Origin of the sequence: Mesorhizobium sp. M7A.F.Ca.CA.001.04.2.1 (assembly GCF_003998485.1) — a bacterium.
Classification (GTDB): Bacteria; Pseudomonadota; Alphaproteobacteria; order Rhizobiales; family Rhizobiaceae; genus Mesorhizobium; species Mesorhizobium ciceri.
In genome coordinates, this window is sequence record NZ_RZQT01000069.1 from 1 (window position 1) to 17,516 (window position 17,516).

14 protein-coding genes and 1 pseudogene are annotated in these 17,516 nt (G+C 62.9%); 6 read left to right on the top strand and 9 right to left on the bottom strand.

Translation table 11 applies throughout. The annotated features are described in order from the left end of the window. The 3 genes and pseudogenes from EN955_RS21165 to EN955_RS21175 all read right to left on the bottom strand — a co-directional run. Positions 1 to 254 (bottom strand): annotated as a pseudogene (locus EN955_RS21165) (hypothetical protein); the annotation flags it as partial. A 211-nt stretch (positions 255 to 465) separates the two neighbouring features. After that, the gene (ileS, locus tag EN955_RS21170) at positions 466 to 3,429 is read right to left on the bottom strand and encodes an isoleucine--tRNA ligase (protein WP_024504840.1); all 2,964 of its coding nucleotides are present in this window, start codon (positions 3,427 to 3,429) and stop codon (positions 466 to 468) included. A gap of 234 nt (positions 3,430 to 3,663) precedes the next feature. Then, the gene (locus tag EN955_RS21175; RefSeq protein WP_024504841.1) at positions 3,664 to 4,470 is read right to left on the bottom strand and encodes a MipA/OmpV family protein; all 807 of its coding nucleotides are present in this window, start codon (positions 4,468 to 4,470) and stop codon (positions 3,664 to 3,666) included. Between the two features lie 194 nt (positions 4,471 to 4,664). Between EN955_RS21175 and EN955_RS21180 the strand changes: the two genes are divergently transcribed. After that, the gene (locus tag EN955_RS21180) at positions 4,665 to 5,219 is read left to right on the top strand and encodes an HdeD family acid-resistance protein (RefSeq protein WP_013532362.1); all 555 of its coding nucleotides are present in this window, start codon (positions 4,665 to 4,667) and stop codon (positions 5,217 to 5,219) included. Between the two features lies 1 nt (position 5,220). On the opposite strand, the gene EN955_RS21185 is transcribed toward EN955_RS21180, so the two are convergent. Both EN955_RS21185 and EN955_RS21190 read right to left on the bottom strand, forming a co-directional pair. Next, positions 5,221 to 6,201 (bottom strand): bifunctional riboflavin kinase/FAD synthetase, encoded by a 981-nt coding sequence (locus EN955_RS21185; protein ID WP_024504842.1) that lies wholly within the window; start codon positions 6,199 to 6,201, stop codon positions 5,221 to 5,223. A 6-nt stretch (positions 6,202 to 6,207) separates the two neighbouring features. Then, a complete protein-coding gene (locus tag EN955_RS21190; protein WP_024504843.1) occupies positions 6,208 to 7,068 on the bottom strand; it encodes a TIGR01459 family HAD-type hydrolase in 861 nt (286 codons plus the stop codon). A 230-nt stretch (positions 7,069 to 7,298) separates the two neighbouring features. Here EN955_RS21190 and EN955_RS21195 point away from each other — a divergent pair, with 230 nt between their 5' ends. Both EN955_RS21195 and EN955_RS21200 read left to right on the top strand, forming a co-directional pair. Then, complete coding sequence (locus EN955_RS21195) at positions 7,299 to 9,284, top strand: TadE/TadG family type IV pilus assembly protein (RefSeq protein ID WP_024504844.1); 1,986 nt, start codon at positions 7,299 to 7,301, stop codon at positions 9,282 to 9,284. Positions 9,285 to 9,415: 131 nt separating this feature from the next. Next, entirely contained in the window at positions 9,416 to 10,048 is a 633-nt protein-coding gene (locus EN955_RS21200) for a LysE family translocator (RefSeq protein ID WP_024504845.1), read from the top strand. An 8-nt stretch (positions 10,049 to 10,056) separates the two neighbouring features. Here EN955_RS21200 and EN955_RS21205 read toward each other — a convergent pair whose 3' ends face one another. Beyond that, a complete protein-coding gene (locus EN955_RS21205) occupies positions 10,057 to 10,881 on the bottom strand; it encodes a DUF2189 domain-containing protein (protein ID WP_013532367.1) in 825 nt (274 codons plus the stop codon). Between the two features lie 289 nt (positions 10,882 to 11,170). Between EN955_RS21205 and EN955_RS21210 the strand changes: the two genes are divergently transcribed. Both EN955_RS21210 and EN955_RS21215 read left to right on the top strand, forming a co-directional pair. After that, complete coding sequence (locus tag EN955_RS21210) at positions 11,171 to 12,394, top strand: TadE/TadG family type IV pilus assembly protein (RefSeq protein ID WP_024504846.1); 1,224 nt, start codon at positions 11,171 to 11,173, stop codon at positions 12,392 to 12,394. Positions 12,395 to 12,645: 251 nt separating this feature from the next. After that, complete coding sequence (locus EN955_RS21215; RefSeq protein ID WP_032899511.1) at positions 12,646 to 13,155, top strand: CAP domain-containing protein; 510 nt, start codon at positions 12,646 to 12,648, stop codon at positions 13,153 to 13,155. Between the two features lie 49 nt (positions 13,156 to 13,204). On the opposite strand, the gene EN955_RS21220 is transcribed toward EN955_RS21215, so the two are convergent. The 3 genes from EN955_RS21220 to EN955_RS21230 all read right to left on the bottom strand — a co-directional run bounded on the left by EN955_RS21220 (position 13,205) and on the right by EN955_RS21230 (position 16,699). Next, on the bottom strand, positions 13,205 to 14,737 hold the full coding sequence (locus EN955_RS21220; protein WP_024504848.1) for a DHA2 family efflux MFS transporter permease subunit: 1,533 nt from the start codon (positions 14,735 to 14,737) through the stop codon (positions 13,205 to 13,207). 304 nt (positions 14,738 to 15,041) lie between these two features. Further along, the gene (locus EN955_RS21225; protein ID WP_013532371.1) at positions 15,042 to 16,223 is read right to left on the bottom strand and encodes an HlyD family secretion protein; all 1,182 of its coding nucleotides are present in this window, start codon (positions 16,221 to 16,223) and stop codon (positions 15,042 to 15,044) included. Then, positions 16,220 to 16,699: a MarR family transcriptional regulator gene (locus EN955_RS21230; RefSeq protein ID WP_013532372.1), complete on the bottom strand. Its 480-nt coding sequence runs from the start codon at positions 16,697 to 16,699 to the stop codon at positions 16,220 to 16,222. The genes EN955_RS21225 and EN955_RS21230 overlap by 4 nt, the downstream gene beginning before the upstream one ends. 195 nt (positions 16,700 to 16,894) lie before the next feature. Between EN955_RS21230 and EN955_RS21235 the strand changes: the two genes are divergently transcribed. Continuing rightward, entirely contained in the window at positions 16,895 to 17,503 is a 609-nt protein-coding gene (locus EN955_RS21235; protein ID WP_024504849.1) for a CDP-alcohol phosphatidyltransferase family protein, read from the top strand. The last annotated feature ends 13 nt before the right edge of the window (positions 17,504 to 17,516 follow it).

Sequence of the window (17,516 nt, forward strand, 5' to 3'; positions counted from 1 at the left end):
ATGCTGTCCTGCGGGGCCGGCAGCGCTTCCTTCTGGCCGGGCGCCGGCTTTACAAGCGTCGGACGCGGCTTGTAGTCGATCTGTTCCTTGCGCTTCGGCGCAAATGAAAAGGCGCCTGAAATATCGCCGGCCAGCTGTTCGCCGGCGGTCTTGTCGGTGCCGTAGGTCGGAGAGCCCATGCAGCCGGACAAAGCGAGGCCCGACGCGACAAGCGGCGCCAGCAGCGCCAGGCGCGCATTATATCTCTCGGTCATGCCAAAAAGTCCCACTCTAGACAGCCTCTCGATTGCCACCAGCCTCGTGGCCGGTCCCCATCGTCCAAGCACTTGCGACGGAAATCCGGCGACAATTTGTCTTCCGGAGTTTCGCGTGTTTACCTCAACCACTCGTTAAGGGCAACGCGCGGGCGGTTTTCACCCGCCCGGCGTGGCATTTGTGCACCGATCAAGCTGGCCGGCCGGCCTGTCAAAGCCGGCCAAGCGCCTTCAATTCATGCAGCACCGCCGCGTCCCTGGCCGAAACATCCGGGAATTCCGGATCCTGGCCGACATCGGCGGTGTAGCGCCATGAGCGTGCGCATTTTAACAGGCCGCGATCCTCGGCCTTCTCGACCACCACGGCGACACCCCTGACGTCGTCGATCGCGAAGGCACCAGCCGGTGCCTCGCCATGCGCGATAACCAGATCGCTGGTGATCGCCATCTCGGCCATGTCGACATCTGAAATCGCCGCTTCGAGCGCTGCATCGTTGATGGTGACGACCGGCACCGCTTCCAGCGACGATCCGATCACCTTCTGGGCGCGCGCGATCTCCAGCGCGCCGGTAACGACGCGCCGCACCTGCCGCACCTGGCGCCACTTTTCCGCCAACGCCTCGTTCTTCCAGTCCGCCGGGATTTGCGGGAACTGGTCGAGATGCACCGAGACCGCGTCGGGATGACGATCGAGCCAGGCCTCCTCCATGGTGAAGGGCAGCATCGGCGCCAGCCATTTCACCAGGCAATCGAAGAGATGGCGCACCACCTGCACCGAAGCCTTGCGCTTCAGGCTCGACGGCGCGTCGCAGTAGAGCGCGTCCTTGCGGATGTCGAAATAGAACGCCGACAGCTCGACCACCATGAAATCGAGCAGCATGCGGGTGATGCGCTTGAATTCGAAGGCGTCGTAGCCCGAGCGCACGACCTCATCGAGCTCGGCCAGCCGGTGCAGCATCAGCCGCTCCAGCTCCGGCATCTTCTCCAACGGCACCTCTTCGCCATCGTCATGGGCGAGCGTGCCGAGCATCCAGCGGATGGTGTTGCGCAGCTTGCGGTAGGCATCGATGTTGGTCTGCAGCACGTTCTTGCCGAGCCGCTGGTCCTCCCAGTAGTCGGTCGTCACCACCCACAGACGCAGGATATCGGCGCCCGACTGCTTGATGACGTCCTGCGGCACCACGGTGTTGCCGAGCGACTTCGACATCTTGCGGCCATCCTCATCCATGGTGAAACCATGGGTGACGACAGTATCGTAAGGCGCCCTGCCCCTGGTGCCGCAGCTTTCCAGCAGCGAGGAATGGAACCAGCCGCGATGCTGGTCGGAGCCTTCGAGATAGACGTCGGCCGGCCATTTCAGGTCAGGGCGATCCTCCAGCGTGAAGACATGCGTCGAGCCCGAATCGAACCAGACGTCGAGGATGTCCATCACCTGCTTCCATTTGGAGGCATCGTGATTGCCAAGGAAACGCTCCTTGGCGCCAGCGGCGAACCAGGCGTCGGCGCCCTCCTTCTCGAAGGCGTCCATGATGCGCTGGTTGACCGCTTCGTCCTTCAGCACATTGCCGTCGACATCGGCGAAGACGGCGATCGGCACGCCCCAGGCGCGCTGACGCGACAGCACCCAGTCCGGGCGCTCCTCGATCATGGCGCGGATGCGGTTCTGGCCGGCGGCGGGCACGAAACGGGTGTCGTCGATGGCCTTGAGCGCCCGGCTGCGCAACGTCGAGCCGTCGCCGAGGTCCTTGTCCATATAGACGAACCATTGCGGCGTGTTGCGGAAGATGATCGGTTTTTTGGACCGCCATGAATGCGGATAGCTGTGCTTCAGCCGGCCACGCGCGAACAGCGCGTTGCGTTTGATCAGCTCGTCGATGACGGCCTGGTTGGCGTTGCCCTTCTTGCCGTTGTCGTCGATGACGCGCGCCGGCCCACCCTCGCGGTCCGGTCCGAAACCCGGCGCGTCCTTGGTGAAGAAGCCGCCATCGTCGACGGTGAACGGGATGGCGGGATCGATGCCGCGTGCACGCAGATCCACCGCCGCGTCCATCCAGGCGTCAAAGTCCTCGCGGCCGTGTCCGGGCGCGGTGTGGACGAAGCCGGTGCCGGCATCGTCGGTGACATGGTCACCGGCGAGCATCGGAACGGCAAATTCGTAGCCGCCGCCCAAGCCCTTGAGCGGATGTGAAAGCGTAAGGCTTCCAAGCTCTTGCGCCGAGACGCTGCGGAGACGATTCAAGGTGACCTTGGCCTTGGCCGAGGAGTCTTCGGCCAGTGCGTCGGCAAGGATCAGCTTTTCGCCCGGCTGCGGGCCGAACGCGTTCTCGGCTGCCGTGACCTCGTAGAGGCCATAATTTATACGCGGCGAATAGTTGACGGCGCGGTTGCCTGGGATCGTCCACGGCGTCGTCGTCCAGATGACGACGTGGGCCTGCAGCAGATCGAGGGCGCCCTCCGTCAGCTTGGTCTGGCCATCGTCAATGGGGCGGACAAGGCTGGCGACCGGAAACTTCACCCAGATCGTGTCGCTCTCATAGTCGTGGTACTCGATCTCGGCCTCGGCCAGCGCCGTGCGCTCGACCACGCTCCACATCACCGGCTTGGAGCCGCGATAGAGCTGGCCCGACATGGCGAACTTCAACAGCTCGCCGGCGATGCGCGACTCGGCATGGAAAGCCATCGTCGTATAGGGGTTCTTGAAGTCGCCGATGACGCCGAGGCGCTGGAACTCGGCCCCCTGCACCGTGATCCAACCCGCGGCGAATTCGCGGCATTCCTTGCGGAACTCGTTGACCGGCACCTCGTCCTTGTTCTTGCCCTTGGCGCGGTACTGCTCCTCGATCTTCCATTCGATCGGCAGGCCGTGACAGTCCCAGCCGGGCACATAGTTCGAGTCGTAACCGCGCATCTGGAACGAGCGGGTGATGACGTCCTTGAGGATCTTGTTCAGCGCATGGCCGATATGGATGTTGCCATTGGCGTAGGGCGGGCCGTCATGCAGCACGTATTTCGTGCGGCCGGCAGCGCTCTCGCGCAGCTTGCGGTAGAGATCCATGTCCTGCCAGCGCTTGACCAGCAGCGGCTCCTTCTCCGGCAAGCCGGCGCGCATCGGGAAGTCCGTCTGCGGCAAATAAAGCGTCTTGGAATAGTCGATCGTTTCAGTTGTATCGGTCATTGGTCTGCCATGTGCATTGCCCGGCGGGCGTACAAGCTCGGGCGTGAACTATCATGTTATGAAAAAAGCGCGAGGGGCGCGCAGAAACTCCCGGCGGCTCCGGCGGCGCTCAGGCCACCCGGAACACCGGGCCTGTAATTCGTATCGCGATCGCGAAAAGGCGCGAAAAGCTGGTCATGGCTGGGCTTTTAGCCGAAGCCACGGCAGGAATAAAGCGTCTCTCGTTCGATTCACCTACATCGTGAAATCGAAGCGGTAGGTGGTCGACACGCCGACCGTGAACTGGTTGCGGTCGCCACGCTCCTTGACCAGGCTGGAATCGGCCGCCGGTCCCATCAGGCGCGAATATTCGCCAAACAGGCTGGCGGTCATCGGCTCGGTCACCTTCCAGGTTATGGCGCCGCCAAGGCCGGTCGATTTCAGCCCGCCACCGGGATGGTATTCGCTCAGGCCGGAGGCCACCGCTTCCTGCGCGTTGACGCCATAATAGGCGTCGAAATAGTTGCCCGAGGCGAAGGAAACACGCGGTCCTCCCGAAATCCTGACGGTCGGCGTCACGTCGTAGAAGGCATCGGCGGCGATGTCGGCGACAAAGCCGTTGTGGGCGCGAATGCCGTGGCGCAGCTCGGCGCGGGCGCGCAGCCAGTCCGTCGGATAGAATTCGAAGAAGCCGCCGACTTCGCCGCCCCAGCGCACCGGATCCAGGCCCTTCAGCTCATCGGCGTTGTCATCGTCGCGGGAAAACAGGAACTTGCCGGTCAGGCCGGCGCGGACACCGCCATCGTCGACCAGCGCCAGCGAGATGTTGTCGTTGCGCGAGACAAAGCGTGCCGCCGGTCCAGCCTTGCCCAATGAGATGATGGGCTGGGCGCTCAGCATGTATTTCCTGCCGCCCTCGAAATTGGGCGCGACCAGGCCGGTGGCGCCAACGGTCAGATACCAGTCGCCGGACAGCCAGCTGCCCTCGCCCGCATTGGCGGCGCCCGCCCCGCCCAGCACCGCAGCGGCCAACACCAGAGAGATTCTTCCGACCGGACTCATGGCCACTCCACTAACACAACGCATATGACTACCGATGACAGCTTTGACGGCCGTTTGGTAAAATTTGATTTAAACCCGAGACATACGCTCGCGCTTTGCCGCGATGCCGCTGCCGGTCATCGACTGGACGTTGGCCCGCGCCCGGATTACCTTCCATCCGCAGTATTCCGCAGCCCTCGATGGAGACCGCGACAATGACCCTGCATGGCGACGCCCTGAAAATCGCGATCGAACAGACACGGACAAAATGGGGATGGTTTGTCGCGCTCGGTGTGCTGCTGCTCATCTTCGGCGGCATTGCCTTCGCCAACCTGTTCGTCGCCACGGTGGCTTCCGTATACGTCGTGGGATGGCTGATGCTGATGGCGGGCATCATCGAGATCGTGCACGCGTTCGGCGTCAAGACCTGGAGCCGCTTCTTCTACTGGCTGCTCAGCGGACTGCTGTACGCCGTTGCCGGCTTCTTCGCTTTCGGCAATCCGTTGCTTGCCTCGGCGGTGCTGACATTCCTGCTGGCGATTGCGCTGGTCGCGTCAGGGGTGCTCAGGGCCTGGGTCGGCTACAGCCATCGGCCGGAACGCGGCTGGGGCTGGATCGTCGCTGCCGGTGTCATCACCGCGCTTGCGGGCCTGATCATCGCCATGGGCTGGCCGGTCAACAGCCTGTGGGTGCTCGGTCTGTTCCTGGCGATCGATCTGATCTTCCAGGGCTGGACCTTCATCGCCGTTGGCCTGGCACTGAAGAAGTAGCTTAAAATGCCATCGCAGCGTCGAGGTCGGAGAGCGGCCTGACGCCGGCAAGCAGCGCGCGTGCCTCGGCTTCATCGCGCTTCATCTGCGCGACCAGCGCGTCGAGCCCCTCGAACTTCACCTCCGGACGCAGGAAACCGAAGAAGGAAACCTGACAAACCTCGCCATAGAGGTCGCCGGAGAAATCGAAGACAAAGGTTTCCAGCAGCGGCGCGCCGTTGTCGTCGACTGTCGGGCGTCGGCCAAAGCTGGCGACGCCGTCGTGAAGCGTGCCGTCGGCGCGGCGGAAGCGGACGGCATAGATGCCCTCCTTGAGTGCGGCTTCAGCCGACAGCCTCATATTCGCGGTTGGAAAGCCAAGGGTGCGGCCAAGCTGCTGTCCGCCGACCACCTCGCTTTCGACGGTGAACCGGTAGCCGAGCAGACCGGCGGCTTCAGCCACCTCACCCTCGCCCAGCAATCCGCGGATGCGGCTGGACGACACCACCTCGGCGCCCTCGTCCCGGAAGGCGTCGACGAGCGTGACGCCGAAGCCGTGACGCTCGCCGGCCGCCATCAGGTAGGCCGGGCCGCCCTGACGATCCTTGCCGAAATGGAAGTCGAACCCGGTCACGGCGTGAGTAATGCCGAGGTTCGTCTCCAGCACATCCGTCACGAACGCTTCCGCCGACAGCGAGGCGAAGTCGCGCGTGAACGGTTGTTCGACCAGTGCGGCAAAGCCCAGCAGCGACAGCAGCCGCGCCTTCATCGGCGGCGGCGTCAGCACGAACAACGGGATATCAGGCCTGAAGATCTTGCGCGGATGCGGTTCGAATGTCAGCACCAGGGCCGGCACGCCGCGTCGTCCTGCCTCGGCCGAGGCTCGCTCGAGCACCGCCTGATGGCCGCGATGGACGCCATCGAAATTGCCGATCGCCACGACGCCGCCGCGCAGGTCGGCGGGAAGCGGCGCGGTTGCCAGGATGCGCTGGAAGGCTGCCATCGTCACCTACCGAAGTCTGGGAATGACGGCCACCGGACCATAGCCATGCTTTTCCAGGAAGCCCGCCAATCTTGCCGGATCCGGTTGCAGGGCATCGCCATAGTCGCGGGCATGGATACCGCCGGAGACATAAAGAACATCGAAGCCATTGTCGGCGGCGCCCTTCACATCGGTCATCATGCCGTCGCCGATGGCCAGCACCTGGCCGCGCTCGACCGGCTGGCCAAGAATCTCGGCAACCTCCTTCATCGCGAGATTGTAGATCGGCGCGTAAGGTTTTCCAGCGATCAATGTGCGGCCGCCGAGCTGGGCATAGTCACGCGCCAGCGCGCCGGCACACCAGATGATGCGTTCGCCACGTTCGACCACGATGTCGGGATTTGCGCAGATGAAAGGCAGGTTCCTGGCGCGCAGCCGCCGCAGGAGCTCCGCGTAATCCTCGGGCTTCTCGACCTCGTCGTCGAACAGGCCGGTGCAGACGACGCCGGATGCCTCGAACTCCTCGACAAGCTCGACGTCGAGACCTTCATAGAGGGTGAAGTCGCGGTCGGCGCCGATGTGGAAAATCTTGCGCGGCCCTTCGGCGATCAGATCCCGGGTCACGTCGCCTGAGGTAACCACCCGGTCGTAGGCTGACGGTGGAACACCGATCGCGTTCATCTGCGCTACGACATCGGCACTTCTGCGCGGCGAATTGGTGATCAGGACGACGGGGATTTTCGCCTCTCGAGCCCTTGCCAATGCGGAGGCTGCCACAGGGAAATGCGTTTCGCCATTATGGACCACCCCCCAGACGTCGCACAGGATTGCCGAATAGGCCTTCGACACGTCTTCGAGCGAGCCGATGATTTCAGGCGAATCCGCCATGCCGTTTCCTTCAGTCATGATCGTTGCGACCGCCACGACAGACGGTTCGCCGCAGCCGGTTCGGATTAGCCGAACCATTCCGGCCTGTCACCAGCTTTCGCCAGGCACGATTGGTTAGCGGTTGGTGAAGTGCTGACCCGGCAATAGAGCGATTTGCCAAACCCGGCCTTCAGCGTTTTGTGGAAAGCTGGCGTCGATCGAGAATCCGCCGGCGGGGGCCGCTCCAAGACATGCATGGACTTTGGCGTCAGTTCTGCCGCGACCAGCGCGGCAACTATGCTCTTATGACGGTCGTCGCGATGGTTCCGCTGATGGGCACCCTGGCAATGGCCGTCGACTTCACCGAGATGAGCCGCGAAAAACAGGCGGTTTCGAACGCGCTCGATGCCGCAAACTTCGCCACGGCGCGCCGGCTGACGGAGGGTGCCACCGACGACCAGTTGCGGGCCTATGCGCTCGACTTCTTCAATGCCAACCTCAACAAGATCAATCCCGCCAATACGACGCTCACCGTTACCTTGCCAAGCAACACCACCGGCGGCGGCTTGCTCAAGATGACCGCGCGGCTGGACTACAAGCCCTATTTCTATCCGGTCTTCGGCCAGCTCGTCGGCAAATCCGAAACCGACGCCAACCAGAGGATCAGCTTCAACATCACCTCGGAAGTGCGGCTGAAGAACACTCTTGAAGTCGCCCTGGTACTCGACAATTCCGGGTCGATGACTAAGACCGGAACGGGCTCGGGGCAAACGCGCATCGACCTTCTCAAGACCGCGGCAAAACAGCTGGTCGACACGCTGGCCCAGCAGGCGGCGATGATCAAGCAGGTCGACAGGCCGGTGCAGTTCGGCCTCGTGCCGTTTGCCGCCTCGGTCAATGTCGGGCCCGGCAACGGCAATGCGCCCTGGATGGATACCGAAGGCCTGTCGCCGGTATCGAACGAGAATTTCGACTGGTCGACGCTGAACGCAGCCGACAAATACGCCCAGCAGACCAACGGCATCTGGTACAAGCGCGGCACCGGATGGGGAACCGACGAAGGCCAGATGCTGACCCGGTTTTCGCTCTATCGCGACATGAAGGTCGTCACCAACCATGAGCGTGTCGTCAACAGCAAGCGCGTGGTGTGCGACGAATACAACCCGAACAACACCTGCAAACGCGACCACGACGAATACGACTACATCGACACCTATGGCCCGTTCGCCAGTTGGCAGGGCTGCGTCGAGGCCAGGCCTTATCCCTACAATGTCAACGACGCGGCGCCTTCCGGCGGCTCGGCGAACACCGGCATAGGGGTCGGCGATCCGGCGACGATGTTTGTGCCGATGTTCGCCCCGGACGAACCCGGCAACCATTGGAGGCTCACCCAGGATCCCGACGAGGCCGCGCCGACGACCTATGGCGCCATCAACAGCTGGTGGAATGACGACCCGACGAGCAGCACCGGCCAATCCCGGCTGCGCAACATGTCCAAATATTTCCAACCGAGGCCGATCAATGCGCCGGCGCTGGCCGCCGGCAACGGGCCGAACTACAGCTGCTCCACCAACCCGATCACGCCGCTGACCGATGTCAGCGTTACCACTGGGCTTACCGCGATCAAGGCCGCGATCGACCTGATGAAGCCCGATGGCGGCACCAATGTTCCCGAAGGCATGGCCTGGGGTTGGCGGGTGGTTTCGAGCGGCGAGCCGTTCACGCAAGGCCGCCCGGAAACCGAGAGAGGCAACGACAAGGTCGTCATCGTGCTGACCGACGGCGCCAATACCTACTACACGCCGTCCTCGCTCAGCCATTCCGACCCCGCCGATTCGAAATCGACCTATGCGTCCTTTGGCTATCTCAACCCAGGCTACAACGGCACTTCGGTGGGCCGCCTGTTCATGGGCACATCGAGCGCCATTGGCCAGTTCGACTATTCGAACGGCAACTACACCAATGCGCTCAACGAGCAGATGGCGACGCTTTGCAACAACGCCAAGGCAGCCAATATCATGGTGATGACGGTGGCGCTCGACCTGTCGACGACAAAAACCGCCGATCAGCAGGCGATCGAGGCGCTGAAATCCTGCTCGTCGAACTCGCGCTTCCGCAAGGATCCAACGGACGCGAGCAAGCCGGCAAAACTGTTCTGGAATGCCACCGGCGCCAGCTTGTCGAACGATTTCAAGGAAATCGGCAACGAATTGTCGAACCTGCGCATCGTCGGCTGATCCTCAGGCTTCGGGGGCTGGCTGGAACAACGGCTGGCGCCGCTATGCACTTGCGCGCGCCTCCCGGGACAGGCACATCTTGGCCGCCTGCCGGATCGCGCGTCCATTCGCGGCGCGCTGGGGAAGAACAGATGCCCGAAACAGCCAATCATCTCGCCTTCGCGCTGGTCTGCCTCGGCATGGTGCTGACGCCTGGCCCCAACATGATCTATTTGATCTCGCGTTCCCTGTCGCAGGGGCCGAAGGCGGGGCTCATCTCGCTTGGCGGCGTGGCGCTCGGCTTTGTCTTCTATGTACTGGCGGCGGCATTCGGCATCACCGCGCTGCTGCTCGCCGTGCCCTACGCCTATGATGCGCTGCGCTTTGCCGGCGTGCTCTATCTCCTGTGGCTGGCCTGGCAGGCGGTGAAGCCGGGCGGACGCTCGCCATTCGAAGTGCGCGAATTGCCGAGGGACCGGCCGCGCAAGCTTTTCGCCATGGGCCTGATGACCAATCTGCTCAATCCGAAGGTGGCCGTGCTCTATCTGTCGCTGTTGCCGCAGTTCATCAGCCCCGGCAAGGGTCACGTCCTGTCGCAGCTCCTGGTGCTCGGCGCGACACAGATCTCGATCAGCCTCAGCGTCAATGCCGTCATCGCGGTGACGGCCGGTTCAATCGCCACCTTTCTCGCCGGACGGCCCTTGTGGCTGGTCATCCAGCGCTGGATGATGGGAACCGTGCTGGCGGCTCTTGCGCTGAAGATGGCGACCGACGCGCAGCGCTGAGAGCTAGCCTACATCGGTCGCCTTATCTGCTGTGCCCGCTCCGGCTCGACCACCTTGCGGTAGAGATGCCAGGTGGCATGGCCGAGCACCGGCATGACGACGGCGAGCCCGGCAAACAGCGGGATCGAACCGATCACCAGAAGCACGGCGACCAGCAAGCCCCACAGCGCCATTTGCAGCGGGTTGGCCATCACCGCCCGGGCCGAGGTCTCGATGGCTGAGACGGCGCCGACGTCGCGGTCGAGCAGCAGCGGGAAGGCAACCACAGTGGTGGCCAGCACGATTACGGCAAAGACAAAGCCCGCGGCATTACCGGCAAGGATCAGCGTCCAGCCCTTACTGGTGGTCAGCACGTCGCGGATGAAGCCGCCGATCGAGGCCGGCGGCTGGTCTCCGAACAGGCCAGTGTAGATCGATTGCGCGGTGTAGAGCCACAACAGGAACAGCGCCACCAGCATGACGCCAATGACGGCGATCGACGGGATCGCGGACGAGCGCCGGACATCAAACGCGTGCCGCCAGGAGGTGTTCATGCCGAGCTCGCGCCGGCGGCTGATCTCGTAAAGGCCGAGCGCCGCAAACGGCCCGACCAGCGCGAAACCCGACATCAGGGGATAGATGAGCTGGATGGCATTGGCGCCGGACGTCCACTGCGTCAGGATCAGGCCGACGATGGGATAGATCAGGCACAGGAACACGTAGTGCGATGGTTTTGCCCAGAAATCCTCGAACCCGAGACGCAACGCATCCCAAAGGTCCGACGTGGTGATGCGGCGCACCGTCGGCTGCACATGCATTCCACGTGCGTCCGCCATGACATGAAAGCCGGCCATAACCTTCCTCCCGTGTGTCGGGGCGGTCACCGCCTGGATGGCCGCCAGAGCTGCCACTTCAAGATCGAGAAGCATGATAGCAGAGTTGGCGGCGATTGTCGCCGGGTCAATGGCCTGGGGAGCAACTCCTCGTTGTGTTCAACTCTCCGTATGGCCTCTCATATGGCGTACCTTGGCAGACCTTCGTTTTGTGCTGCATTTTAGCATTTACGCATTTTAGCATTTACTTAAATTACTCGTAGGGATCCCTGGCGTATCACCTGAGCTTTACGAGTTTCGGCGAGGGACTATGTTCGCATTGAAAGCCTTCTGGTCTTCGGAGCGCGGCAACTTTGCCATAACGACCGCCGTCGCTATGCTGCCAATAATGATTGGTTTGGCCGGCGCCGTCGATCTGATCGGCACGAGCCATGACGCCTCGCAACTCCAGAACTCGCTGGACGCGGCTGGGCTCGCCATCGGCACGAAGTTCTCTCCCGATATGGCGGCTGGCGATGTCCAGCAGCTTGGGCTGCAGTTCTTCGCCGCCAATATGAGCGCGGCCGACCAGCAGGAATATTTGGGCAGCGTCTCCGCTTTCGCGGCAACGGCAAGCGGCAGTCCAAGCGCCTACTTTATCTCGCTGTCGTCCAGCATAAGCCGCCCAAGCTTCATCAGCGCCTCGGCCCCCTGGCAGGCCTACCGCTCGGCCTCGGTCAAGATAAAACCTGGCGCGCAGGCCTGCGTGCTGGCGCTCGATCCGCATGCGTCCGCCGCCGTGAACCTGCAGGGCTCGACCAACGTCTCGATGGACAATTGCGTGATCGCGGCGAACTCGGACGCGTCCGATTCCGTCAACAGGGGCGGTTCCGCACTGGTTTCGGCCGGCTGTGTCTCAACCGTCGGCGGCACCAGCGGGCTGTTGCCACCCAGCGCCAGTCTCGCCTGCGGAACGCCGCACGAACATAGGTACGCGTCCTTTGATCCATTGGCCGACGTCGTTCCTCCCCCTTACACATTGTGTTTGCCTGTCCCGAACGGCAAAACCTACACGCTGTCGCCCGGCACTTATTGCGACAAGACATTATCGGGGAACATCACGCTTAATCCGGGCGTCTACATCATGCGCGGCACCACCATAAAGCCAGGGGGAAACGGCAGCCTGACTGGCCAGGGCGTGACCATTTTCCTCATGGAAAGCGCTCAGATCTACATAAATGCCAATGAGAAGGTGAACCTTTCCCCGCCCACCAGCGGCCCTTATGCTGGCATCACCATTTTCCAGGATCACGGCAACACGTCTGCCCTGACATTGAATGGTGGCGCAAATTCCGTGCTCAGCGGTTTCATCTACGCGCCGGACGCGCCCATTTCCTACGCCGGCAATTCTGATATGAGCGCCCAGGGCGACTGTCTCAGGCTTGTCGGCAATACGATACAGATGACCGGGAACTCGTCCGTCAAGTCCGACTGCGCGGCGGCGCTTGGAAATCGCACAATGTATGCCGATCGGATGATCACTCTGGTGAAATGAGAGACAACCTGACGTGCGGCGGCGCCAGCGGTTGCGTTGAGAAAAATGGCGATAACGCACGGCCGGATCGGTTTCGATGCGAGGCGCAATCCGGCCAGCCTGGGATAGGCAGCGCCGTCGATCGCCTGGTGAAACTCCGCCCAGCATGCCACGCCGATCAGCGTTGTACCGGCCAGCGTCAGTCTGTCGCCCCCTCTCCGATTTTCGCCGCCCTGCCCGGCAAAAGCCATGATCGTTATTATCTCAGAGGCATGACCATAGCGAAAATCGAAACCCACCCGATCCCGAAGCTGAACAGGCGCATGGTGCTGACCGGCCTCGCAGCCCTGGCGGGGCTCGCCGCCTGCAGCACCGTTTCACTGCCAACCGGCGAAGGCGCCGGGGTCTCCTCCTCCGCCACCAGCACGCTGGCCAGCATCCGCGCCTCGGCCGGGCTCGCGCCGCTGGTCCCCGACCGGCAGCTCGAACAGGCCGCCCTGCAGCAGGCAGGCTACATGGCGCAGCGCCGCCGCATGAGCCACACCACCGGCTGGGGCAAGGATTTCGCCTCGCGCGTCAGGGACAATCGAATTTCCGGTGCCGCGGCGGAGAACATCGCCGAGGGTCGTTTCGACCTCGAGAAGCTGTTCGACATCTGGGTGCATTCACCAGGCCATCGCCGCAACATGCTCGACCCGCGCTTCACACGCTTCGGCCTTGCCTATGTGCGCGACGGCAGCGACAGCAAGCTCCGTTACTGGAGCCTCGTGCTCGGAAAATAGGAAAACGTGCCGGTTCGGTGCGCCACCCCCAAGACGATTTGATGGAAAGCTAGTCCATATGCGCCGCCGGCGCGCCGCCGGCTGGCGCCTGCTTCGGCTTGCGCAGCAGGAAAACAAACGGGATGGCAAGCAGCGTCATCACCATGAGTATTTTGAAGTCGTTGACGTAGGAGATCATCATGGCCTGGAGATTGACCATGCGATCGACCTGCGAGAGCGCCGTTGGGTCGCCGCCTGCGGCAGCCGGCGAGACAGCCCACAGATTGGGGTTGAACGGATTGATGAAGGCCGAAAGCTCGGCATGGTTGATCTGCGTGTTGCGCACCATCAACACCGTCACGACCGACACGCCGATCGACGAGCCAAGATTGCGCACCAGGCTGAACAGAGCCGTGGCATCGGTGCGGAAGCGCACGTCAAGCGTGGCGAAGGCGACGGTCGACAACGGCACGAACACCATCCCCATGCCCAGGCCCTGGATGACGCCGGAGCTGATGATCAGCCAATTGTCCATCTGCGGGGTGAAGCTGGACATGGTGTAGAGCGACTGCGCGGTCAGCAGGAAGCCGATGACGACGAGGATCCTGGCGTCAATCCTGCTCATGAGCCGCCCGACGACGAGCATCGAGATCATGGTGCCGACGCCGCGTGGCCCCATGACGATGCCGATGGTGACGGTCGGATAGCCGAAGATGGTCGACAGCATCGGCGGCAGCAGCGACATGCTCGCCAGGATGAGCACACCCATAACGAAGATGAACGCCAGCCCGGTCACGAAATTGCGGTCGAGGAAGATCTTGGGATCGATGAAGGGGTGCTCGGCCGTCATGGTGTGAATGATGAACACCCAGAAGCCGGTGAGCGAAAGACCAAGTTCGATCCAGATCTCGACCGAGGAAAACCAGTCGACCTCGCCGCCGCGGTCGAGCAGCAGCTGAAGCGCGCCGACGCCGAGCGATATCATGGCGAAGCCGAAGAAATCGAAGCCGCGCACGCGCCGCGCGATAGCCGGCAAATAAGCGGCCATACCGAGAAAGGCGACGATGCCGACCGGCAGATTGATGAAGAACACCCAACGCCAGTTGAAATTCTCGGTCAGCCAGCCACCGAGTGTCGGGCCCAGAATCGGACCCAGCATGATGCCGGCGCCCCAGATGGCCATCGCCTGGCCATGGCGTTCCCTGGGATTGATGTCGAGCAGGAAGGTCTGCGACAGAGGCACGATCGCGGCGCCGAACACGCCTTGCATCAGCCGGAAGAACACCATGGTCTCCAGGCTCCAGGCGATGCCGCACAGCATCGAAAACACGGTGAAGCCGACCACCGCCGTCAGGAACAGTTCCTTGCGGCCGAAGCGATCGGCCAGCCAGCCGGTGACCGGCGTCATGATGGCGGCGGCAACGATGTAGGAGGTCAGCACCCAGTTGATGTTGTCAGGCGAGGCGCCGAGATCGCCGGTCATGGTCGGCAGCGCGACGTTGGCGATCGTCGTGTCGAGCGCCTGCATGATCGTCGCCAACATGAGCGCGACCGTGATCAGGCCGCGATGCGGCACTTCTTTGAAGGGTTCGGGCGTGTTCATGGCGTGGAACTTCCAGCAGGTAACAAAAACGTGTACAAGGGGTTTCCGGGCGGCAACGCCTTCCGTTGAGAGACCCTCGTCGCGGTGGGACGCGATTGTCGATGTGGGGGTTACATCGACTGAAAGTCTCTAATGAGCGGATGCCTGCCGCCCGGAAACATGAGGACCGACGGGTCCGCGTCGGAGATTTCAGATTCGGCCAGGCCGCACCGCGGCAGCACCCAAACGCTGATCCTCCAGCTCCTCCCATCAGACCAATCCTGCTATTCACCTCCGCCGCTGGTCCTGCGGCATTCTGTTGACGTTACTGCGCGGCCTCGCCGGCCGTGGCGTGACCGAAGATCGAAGGCAGGCCACGCGCCACGCCGGTGTCGACGGTAACGGTGGCGCTCATGCCGGTGCGCAACGCCATCTTGGCGTCCGCATCGGTCAGTTCGAGACGAACCGGGATGCGCTGTGTGACCTTGACCCAGTTGCCGGTGGCATTCTGGGCCGGCAGCAGCGAGAACTCGGCTCCCGTGCCGGCGCCGATCGCCTTGACCGTCGCCTCGAAGGTGCGCCCCGGATAGGTGTCGACCACGATCTCGGCCTTCTGGCCGGGCTTCATATGGGTGAGCTGCGTTTCCTTGAAATTGGCATCGATCCAGGTGTCGCCGGTCTCGACCAGCGAAAACAGCGGCGTGCCGGAACCGACATACTGGCCGACCTTGAACGACGAGGCCTGGCTGACGATGCCGTCAGCCGGCGCCTTGACCGTGGTCTGCGCCAGATCGTAGGCGGCCTTGTCGCGCGCGGCGAGCGCGGCCATCACGGTCGGATGCTTGTCGGTTTCGATGTCGGGATTGCCGCCAAGGGCTGCCTTGGCGCTGATGATGCCTTGCTCGGCAACGGCGAGCTGCTGCTTGGCCTTGTCGAGATCGTTCTTGGCTTCGTCCAGCGACGATTTGGCGTTGATGCCCTTCTGGGCAAGATCGGCGGCGCGGTCGAACTGCGACTGGGCGAAGGCGACCTGGCTGGCATCGGACTTCTGCTGAGCCATCGACTGGCCATAGGCGGCGCGCAACTGCTCGACATTGAGACGCGCGCCCGCCACCGCCGCGTCGGCCTGCGCCAACGCGATCCGGTAGGGCTCGGGGTCGATGGCAAACAGCTCGTCACCCTGCTTGACCAGCTGGTTATCGAAGATATCGACCTTGACGATGCGGCCGGCCGTGTCGGAAGCGATCGATACCTTGGCCTGCTGCAGATTGGCGTTCTCGGTCTCCTGATAGCGGCCGCCGGTAACCCAGACATAGCCGCCGCCAACAGCCAATGCCGCAGGCAGCGCGACCATCAGCAGGAAGCGGCCCAGCCGGCGCTTTTTCTTCACCGGCGCCGGAGCCGGCTGCACCGGGGGAGCAACGGTCGCCGGGGCCGCGGCCGGCTGCGCCGGCGCTTCCATTTCCAGTTCGGTCACTTTCTCGTCTATCTTGGCTACCGCGTTCATGCTGCTGCGCCCTCTGTGTTCTTCACTTTTTCAATGGACGGCGTCTCGTCGTCGGTCAGGTTGCGGACCATCGCCTCAAGTCCCTCGACGAGGACGCGACGGGCTTCCGGTTTCACGCCGACCAGCGATTCCTCATAGACTTCTCCGGCAATGCTCTTGATCACGGCGTAGGCATCGCTTGCCTTGGGCGTCAGGAAGATCATGCGGACGCGGCGATCGGCAGCGTCGGAACGACGCTCGATCCAGCCTCCCTCCTCCATGCGGTCGACCAGGCGCGAAACGCTGATCGGCTCGATTTCGAGAAGTTCGGCCAGCCGCGCCTGCGCGACACCGTCTTCCTTGGCAACGCGGACCAGAAGCCGCCATTGCGCCGAAGAAAGCCCCAAGCCACTGGCCCTCGCCTCGAAGCGCTTGCGCATCAGGCGCTGCACGTCGTGGATCAAGAAGCCCAATCTGTCGATGCCATCGGAAACCATGAGCGGGATATATAATAAGCGTGCTCACTATTCAAGGTGCCGCAGTGCACACAAAGCCGACAAATGTGCATGACAGCTTTGCCGGGCCAATCATGGTTATCGATTTGCGAACGCATGATGGCCGCGCCGCCTCTCCGCTGGTCGCGTCTGGCATATTGATGTACAGCCGCTGAACAGGATCGGGGGATCAACGCAATGCCGACGCTTTACGCTCTCAAGCCGGCCTTCCAGGGTCGATTGCGGCCGCTGGTCAATCGGCTGGCGGCCATCGGGGTCACCGCAAACAGCATAACCATCCTGGCGGCCGCGATGTCGATAGTCGCCGGCGCGGCCATTGCGATCCGGCATGAATGGCGCTGGCTGCTGTTGCTTATCCCCGTGGTGATGTTCGTGCGCATGGCGCTGAATGCCGTGGACGGCATGCTGGCGCGCGAGCATGGCCAAGCCTCGACGCTCGGCATGTATCTGAACGAGTTGTGCGACGTCGTTTCGGACCTCGCGCTGATCTTGCCTTTTGCCGTCTTTCCGGAATTTGGCGCATGGGGCGTCGTCGCCTTCGCAATATCGGCGGTGCTGACCGAGTTTGCCGGCGTGCTCGGCATCGCCGCCAAGATCGGCCGCAACTATGCCGGGCCGTTCGGCAAGAGCGACAGGGCGCTGGCGCTTGGCGTCGTCGCCGTGCTGTGCGCCCCAGGGCTGTGGCCGGCATCGATCGCGCCATTTGTGTTTCCGGCCATGGCAACGCTTTCGCTGCTGACCGCCATAAACCGGATACGCGCCGGGCTTATTGGCAGCGCCAGCTGAGCATCGAGGCTCG